8 protein-coding genes and 2 pseudogenes are annotated in these 6,421 nt (G+C 73.0%); 1 reads left to right on the top strand and 9 read right to left on the bottom strand.

Annotation, left to right across the window (positions count from 1 at the left end):
• The 9 genes and pseudogenes from ABD52_RS35410 to ABD52_RS35450 form a co-directional block, all read right to left on the bottom strand.
• Positions 1 to 238 (bottom strand): annotated as a pseudogene (locus ABD52_RS35410) (hypothetical protein); the annotation flags it as partial.
• Between the two features lie 195 nt (positions 239 to 433).
• The gene (locus ABD52_RS35415; protein WP_047894600.1) at positions 434 to 910 is read right to left on the bottom strand and encodes a hypothetical protein; all 477 of its coding nucleotides are present in this window, start codon (positions 908 to 910) and stop codon (positions 434 to 436) included.
• A gap of 139 nt (positions 911 to 1,049) precedes the next feature.
• Complete coding sequence (locus tag ABD52_RS35420) at positions 1,050 to 1,697, bottom strand: GGDEF domain-containing protein (protein ID WP_047894601.1); 648 nt, start codon at positions 1,695 to 1,697, stop codon at positions 1,050 to 1,052.
• Between the two features lie 94 nt (positions 1,698 to 1,791).
• Entirely contained in the window at positions 1,792 to 2,775 is a 984-nt protein-coding gene (locus ABD52_RS35425; protein ID WP_047894602.1) for a MarR family winged helix-turn-helix transcriptional regulator, read from the bottom strand.
• A gap of 178 nt (positions 2,776 to 2,953) precedes the next feature.
• Complete coding sequence (locus tag ABD52_RS35430; protein ID WP_047894605.1) at positions 2,954 to 3,304, bottom strand: Lsr2 family protein; 351 nt, start codon at positions 3,302 to 3,304, stop codon at positions 2,954 to 2,956.
• A 31-nt stretch (positions 3,305 to 3,335) separates the two neighbouring features.
• Positions 3,336 to 3,896 carry a hypothetical protein gene (locus ABD52_RS35435; protein ID WP_063778341.1) on the bottom strand — a complete coding sequence of 187 codons (561 nt, stop codon included), beginning with the start codon at positions 3,894 to 3,896 and terminating at the stop codon, positions 3,336 to 3,338.
• Positions 3,897 to 4,153: 257 nt separating this feature from the next.
• Positions 4,154 to 4,471: a hypothetical protein gene (locus tag ABD52_RS35440; RefSeq protein ID WP_053065532.1), complete on the bottom strand. Its 318-nt coding sequence runs from the start codon at positions 4,469 to 4,471 to the stop codon at positions 4,154 to 4,156.
• Positions 4,468 to 5,313 carry a hypothetical protein gene (locus ABD52_RS35445; RefSeq protein WP_047894603.1) on the bottom strand — a complete coding sequence of 282 codons (846 nt, stop codon included), beginning with the start codon at positions 5,311 to 5,313 and terminating at the stop codon, positions 4,468 to 4,470. Before ABD52_RS35445 ends, ABD52_RS35440 begins: the two co-directional genes overlap by 4 nt.
• A gap of 416 nt (positions 5,314 to 5,729) precedes the next feature.
• A complete protein-coding gene (locus ABD52_RS35450; RefSeq protein WP_200905286.1) occupies positions 5,730 to 6,131 on the bottom strand; it encodes a hypothetical protein in 402 nt (133 codons plus the stop codon).
• On the opposite strand from ABD52_RS35450, the pseudogene ABD52_RS35455 reads away from it, so the two are divergent.
• Positions 6,091 to 6,421 (top strand): annotated as a pseudogene (locus ABD52_RS35455) (monooxygenase); the annotation flags it as partial. The gene ABD52_RS35450 and the pseudogene ABD52_RS35455 overlap by 41 nt on opposite strands.

Below are 6,421 nucleotides of genomic sequence, written 5' to 3' on the forward strand. Positions count from 1 at the left end.
GGGTGGTGGTGGCGCGGCGGGCGTGTTGTTCGGCGCGGCGGGCGGCGCGCAGCGCCCAGCAGGGGCCCTGCTGCCTGCGGCACTGCAGGTTGGTGCAGGCGCCGTCGGGTCCGGGTTGGTGGGCGGCGGCGACGTCGACCGCGAGGGCCCACAGGAGCCTGTCGGTGACGTCGTCCGGTACGGCGGTGCGGTCGCTGGGACGCCGGCTGCGGCCCTTGGGCTGTGCGCGGTTTGCCATGGCGGGTGGCCCTTCGGTCGGCGGATCGCGGGCATGCGCGGTCGCCGCCCGACTCGCGTCGGAGCCCTTGGGAGTGCTGATGTCCGCACGATGGCCGACGACCAGCGCTGATCGACGCTCATCTCTCGGCGAAGGTCAAGTCGTGTCGGGCGGGCAGAACCTTGCCCGCCCGACACGGCAGCGTGAAGTCGTAGTTCAGGTGGTCTGTTCGGAGTCGAGGCGTACGCGGGTGGGGTCGACGATGGTGAGCAGGCGGCAGGAGACGCCGCGCCAGTAGCGGCCGTTGTTGCCGCCGAGCGGGACGAGGGAGACGCGGCCGGTCCCGGTGTCGCGTAGCACCACGTACAGCTCGCCGGGAGGCTGCTTCCAACCCGGGCCGGCGACAGTGACGAGGGTGCCCGGGTGCAGCGGCGCCTCGTGGATCATGGTCCACTCGCCGCTGTGGGTGCCGCCGCCGGTGCTGCTACCGCTGGTGGTGGTGTCCGCTGCGGGGGCGGGCCGCAGGTAGGTGGGGTTGACCTTCACCGGTCGGCCGCCGTCGACGGGTTCGACGACGACGTTGACCGGCAGCAGCCGGGTGACGCGGTAGGTGACGCCCCGGGTGCTGGCGCGGGCCACCGCCGGGTCGATGGTCACCCGGTCACCGATGGCGTACGTGTGGGGGCTGCTCATGGCGGATGCGCTCCTTAACGGGTCTCGGCGACCGTCGCCGAGAACGGGGAAAGCAGGGCTGGGCGGAGGGAAGCGGGGCATGCTGAGGACCTCGCGCACGTCGGCGGGCGCGAGGTCCTCTTGGTGTGTCCGTGAGCGGTCAGCGGCGGCGCAGGTCCCGCAGGCGGGTACCCGGCGGCGGCCCGGTGTGGCCGGTGGTGGCGGTGGCTCCGTGGACCCCAGCTCCGGCTTGTTTGGCCTGGTACATGGCGATGTCGGCCTGGCGTAGCAGGGTGCGTGGGCTGATGCCGAGGGCGGCGCTGGTGTGCCCGACGCTGGCGTGCACGGCCACGGCGTGCTCGCCGAGGTCGACGGGGTGGCGGCCGACCGCCCGCCAGGCGGCGCGGGCGGCGGCGGCGATGTCGTCGGGGCCGCCGTCGACCAGCAGGGCGAACTCGTCGCCGGACAGCCGCGCGGCGAGCCGTACCGGCCCGCGCAGGGTTGCCAGCCGTCGGCCGACCTCGGTGAGGACGTCGTTGCCGGCTTCGTGGCCGAGGGTGTCGTTGACGGCTTTAAAGCGGTCGAGGTCGAGCAGGACGAGCCCGAACGGGGCATCTGTGCGGGTGGCGCGGGTGAGGGCGGCGAGCAGTGCTCGCCGGTTGGGCAGGCCGGTGGTGTCGTCGTGGTCGGCGGCGTGGCGGGCGCGGGTCAGTGCCTGCTGTTGGCGCCACAGCAGCGCTGCGGCGAGGGCGAGACCGGCGAGGACTCCACCGGTGGCGGTGACGATCGAGGTCAGGATGGGAGACACTTCGAGAGCTCCTTCTGCAGTAAGGAGCACCGGGGGCGGGCGTGGTTCCGGGAAGTTCGACGCCCGCCCCCGGGCTACCGGCTGGCGGGGTCGTTCAGGCGGTGGTGTCGGCGAGAGCGAACGTCGCGGGCTTCTCGGCGGCCAGCACTGCCCGCCCGGTCCCGACGAGCTTCACGGCGGCGTTGTGGACCGCACCCGCGCTGGCCTTCTTCGCGCCGGTTCCCTCGTTGGCCCGGTCGACCAGCTTGCACAGCTCGCTGACCTTGTACTGCTGGCCGGGGTTGGCCTCGAGGATGTCGAGGATCGCGCCGCGCAGGGTGCCGGACGCTCGCCGGGTAGAGGGCTGTGCCGAATCGCCCGCCGCCTCCGTGGCCGGCGTAGCGGCGGGTGCTTCCGGGGCGGGGTCGCCCGTGGTGCTGTCGGTGGCCCCGCCGGCAGGGCCACCATCCGGTGTGGCCGGTCTGACGTCCGTGTCGTTCGCTGCGGGCATCGTTCCGGTGGCCGGGTCGGTGTCGTCGGTCGCGCCCGGCACGTCGGGGTCGGCAGTCGAGCGGTCGTCATCGTCGCCGTGGTCGGTTTCGGTGTCCTCGGCTTCAGCGGCCTCGTCGGGTGCGGCCTCGACGTCACCAGCAGCCGGCGATGCTTGCTCCTGGGCGGCGTCCGGCTGCCCATCGGCGGGAATCTCGGCGGCTGGTTGCTCGTCGTCCTGCCCGGCGGCATCTCCGGCCACCTGCGTGTCGTCGCCGCGTGGCTCGAGATCTGCGGCGGTGGTGACTGTGTCCACGTCTGAAGTGGAGGATTCCGGTGCGGGCTCGTCGTGCTCGCCCTGCTCGACGTGCGCGCGGCCGGTGTCGGTCAGCCGCCACAGGCTGCGTCCGGTGTCGTTTCGGCTGGGCTCGGCCAGTCCCGCGGTTTCCAGGGTGCGCAGTTTCGGGGTGGTGGTGGAGTAGCCGAGGCCGGCTTCGGTGGCGATGGCGGCGGCGGTGGCTTCGCCGAGGCGGTGCAGCGCGGCGAGGACCTTCGCGACGCTGGGTGCCAGTGGTGCTGGTGCGGCCGTGTTGGTGGGGGTGCTGATCATGGGCGCGGGCCCCCTTTCTCCTGCCGTCGGCAGGGGTCGGTGAGTGAGGCGCGTGCACTGATGCACGCTTCGGATCGGGCATTGATCAAGTCGTTTGCCCGGAGTGCGGGACTCCGGCGACGCGCACAGGTGTGCCGCCCGGCGAACGCTCGCCGGGCGGCCTGCTGGTGACAGGGGGTCAGTGCGCGGCGTGGTAGGCGTCGCGGACCGTGGCGGGGATGACGCCCCCGGTTCGTGGCCGGGGCAGGTTCAGCTCCTGCCAGTTCGCGGTCCACCACCAGGTGCGGATCTCCTGGCTCTGGGTGCGGCCGGTCGCGGTGCCGTGCTGCCGCCGTGGTGCGCGGGTCTGTTTCGGCAGGCGGCGTCCGGCCGTGATGAACGGGCCGAAGGCAGCGGCCATCCGGTCGAAGTTGCCGGCGGACAGGTCGATCTCGTAGGTGATGCCGTTGAAGGCGAACTGGTAGGTGCCGACGTCGTCGGTGGAGCCGTCGAGGTCGTCGACGACGATCGCGGTGGTGTGGGTGGCCACGAGGGCCACCTCCTTTCCTTCGAGGGGTGGGTTACTGGGCGGTTTGGTGGGTGCCGAGGCCGAGCTGGTAACCGATGGCGGGCCCGCGGCGTACGGCGGCGACGGCGGCGGGCAGGTGTCGGCGTTGCCAGCCGTGCAGGGCGGCGGTGAGGTCGGCGGCGTACTTGCGGTGCTGGGTGAGGGCGGCGACGAGGCCGGCCTGCTCGGCCAGGGTGGTGACCTTCATGCCGGAGTGCAGGACCCCGGTGGGCAGCCGGCGGGTCAGCGCCTGGTGCAGCAGGGTCCAGGTGGTGTTGCGCCCAGGGTAGGTGCGTCGGAAGGTCTCGGCGGGGTGGCGGTCGCGAACGGTCATCTGGACGATGGCCTCGGAGTCGTGGGCGACGAACTCGTGCTGGCCGATGTCGAGGCGGTCGAGCACGTCGAGGGCGGGGTGTTCCAGGCCGATGAGGCCGCCGCCCAGGGACGCGGACGCCGGTGCGGCTTCGTACACGGTGACATCGTCGAACCCGGCGTGCAGCAACAGCAGCGCGGTGACGGGGCCGGTGAGGCTGCCGCCGATGACCGCGATGCGGGGCCTGTTGGTGGATGTCATGAGGGTTCCCTTCTGGAGGGTGGGAACCCGGGCACGGCCGTGCCCGGGTCTGCGCGAGTGCGCGGGTGGCCGGGCATCGGCCAGGTGGGTGCAGTGAGAAAGCGCGTCAACGGCGGTGGGCCGTCGACGCGCTGATCAGCCGCCGCTGTGCGGCGGGCGGATAGAGGTTTGGAAGATCCGGCGCCGGACTGCGTCCGCTGGTGCGCGAGGCGCGACCGGGCGGGCAATGCAGCGCGGGAGGGCGCGGCCTTGGCGGGTTACCGGCCGGGCGTGGTGAACGGCGGCGGCACGGGAAGGATGCGCCGCGCCCGCCGAAGTACCTCGTCGGCGACCGGGATCAGCGGCGTCGCGTCCGGTGAGGTGATCGGGGTGGTGCGGTGCCAGCCGCTACCGGGGCTGCTGGCGATGATCGTCCAGGTCAACAGCGGGGTGAGGACCTCGGCGACCGCCGTGCTCTGCTTGGCGTAGCTGTCCCGGTAGACCCGCACCCGCAGGACGTACCCGTCGGTGTGGTGCACCCGGTTCAGCTCGTAGCAGCCGGGGCCGCCCTGGTGGAACACGTTGTCGACGATCACCGCGACCGGTCCGTCGGGTCGGCTGCGCGGGAGGTCGTCTCGGACGCGACGAGGGTCCAGGGCCACTGGTAGGCGCCGATGGCGTAGCAGCGGTTGGCGTCCGGGACGACTCGGTCGTCCTCGACCCAGCGGCCGTCCAGGCCGTCGTCGTGCTCCCACTCGACGGCGACCTCGTCGCCCTCGAACCGCAGCCGGGGGTGCTCGCCCGGCATGTCGCCGGGGTAGAGGCCGTCGAGGTGGGCGGCCATGCGCTGCACCGAGGACAAGGGGAAGCGGCACAGCAGCCCGGTGCGGGCGAGGGTGGTGTAGCCGGTGGCGACCATGGCGCGGTAGGCGCCGCCGCCGACCACGTCGCAGGTGACAGCCGCCGGTGTCCAGGTGGACAGCGGCGGGGTGATGTCGCCGCGGTGGCGGGAGATGCGGTAGCGGTCGCCTGTGGCCTCGCTCGCCGGGTCGGGGTGCAGCCCGAACCAGTGCACCCCGTGGCGGCGGGCGAAGCGGAGCAGGTCGAGCAGGTCCCGCCGCCCGTCGACGTGGTTGGCGTGCAGGGGTAGGAATCCGTGCCCGTCGTCGGCGGGGACCGGGTTGCCGGTGGCGCCGGTGGCGGTGTGGGTCCAGGTTTCGGCGAGGGCCCGGTGGTCGGCGCCGTCGGCGTCGTACCAGCGGGGGATCCCGTTGGAGGACAGCCAGTCACCGTCGGTGTCGTGGGACCAGATGAGCGCGGCCTGGTCCGGGACGCCGGCCCGGTACTGCTGCCGGGTGCGCAGGTGCGCGGTGGTTGCTGCGGCGTGTTCGGCGAGGGGCAGGACGTCGTCGACGCGGAACCACAGTCGGTCGGACATGGTGAAGGAACCTCCTGATGAGGGAAGAGGGAAAGGTCGGCCGTTCGTCGGCCGGGCTTGCGGGGAGCCCCAGCCCGGGGCGCCGGGCGGTTACCGCGCGGGGCCGGCAATAGGTCCACGCCACGCCGCTTGGCCCCCGTGGGTACGGCGGATGGCCCGCAGGAGCGGGTCGGATGTAGTGCGGGCGGGCGTGGTTCAGGTTGTGGTCAATGTCGTGTGGGGGTGTGGCCGCACTCGTCGCGGAGGGTGTGCGTCGCAGGGCCGGGACGCTCAGGGACGCGGCTGCAGAGCTCGCGTCTGCTGCTGGTGGCCGGCGCGGCGCGGTTGGAAATGGGGTGGAGTCGGTCGGGCCGCCGCCGATCCCCAGGGAAGAAGGGATGGGTGGCGGTGCCCGACCGGTTCCGGATCCGGTGGTGCTACAGGGCGACGGCGAGCAGCCGCTGGTCGGCCTCGATGGTGTCGAGGTACCGGGTCGCCTGCTCGAGGTAGGTCACCCGGTGGGTGAGGGCGTCGCTCGCGGGTGCGAGCTTGTGCCCGTCCGGCGTGAGCAGGGCGTCGCCACAGACGGCGGTGGTGGCGCTGTAGTGCTGGTAGGCCATCGGGCCTGCCTGGAACATCTCCAGCTCACCTGGGCTGAGGCGGGCGGCGCCGTAGCTGGCCGCGTTGTGCATCCGCATCGCGTTGACGCGGGCCTGGTTGTGGAAGTCCGCCTCGGCCCGCTCGCGCGGGTAGCGGGCGGGGTCCGCCAGGTGACGGGCCAGCAGGGTCGGCCACGGGGTGGCCGGCCAGCCGCTGCTGCGGTTCCGCGACGGCCACACCGCACCCGCCGACCTGGTCGTGTTCGCCGACGGCCGGTCCTCCACCGGCCGCCGACTGCTGGACCCCGACCGGACCCTGCGCTACGCCGGCTACGTCGCCCACCGCGGCATCGCCGACACCACCCCCCAGCCCGGGCTACGGGACTTCCTACGGCTGCAGCCCTGCCCCGGTGCGCAGTTCAACCTCGCCCCGGTACCCGGCGGCTGCGACTGGACCTTCTACCTCAACTGCACCAGCAGCGAGTACGCGCAGCGGTTCGGCGCCGCCCCCACCCACCGGGTCTTCGCCC

The organism is Micromonospora sp. RV43 (assembly GCF_001029515.1).
Classification (GTDB): domain Bacteria; phylum Actinomycetota; class Actinomycetes; order Mycobacteriales; family Micromonosporaceae; genus Micromonospora; species Micromonospora aurantiaca.